Source organism: Duganella guangzhouensis (assembly GCF_009674535.1).
Classification (GTDB): Bacteria; Pseudomonadota; Gammaproteobacteria; order Burkholderiales; family Burkholderiaceae_D; genus Rugamonas; species Rugamonas guangzhouensis.
Genome location: NZ_WKJK01000082.1, coordinates 1 through 256, shown reverse-complemented (window position 1 = coordinate 256; position 256 = coordinate 1). Strand labels below are relative to the sequence as shown.

The window sequence follows — 256 nt, the reverse complement described above, 5'->3', positions numbered from 1 at the left end:
TCCGTTACACTTTAGGAGGAGACCGCCCCAGTCAAACTGCCTACCATGCACTGTCCCCGACCCGGATAACGGGCCAAGGTTAGAACCTCAAATGAACCAGGGTGGTATTTCAAGGATGGCTCCATAGAGACTGGCGTCCCTACTTCAAAGCCTCCCACCTATCCTACACAGATTGATTCAAAGTCCAATGCAAAGCTACAGTAAAGGTTCATGGGGTCTTTCCGTCTAGCCGCGGGTAGATTGCATCATCACAAAC

Annotated in this window: 1 rRNA gene; it reads right to left on the bottom strand. The window is 50.8% G+C overall.

The annotated features are described in order from the left end of the window. A 23S ribosomal RNA gene (locus tag GJ699_RS35495) occupies positions 1-256 on the bottom strand; the annotation flags it as partial.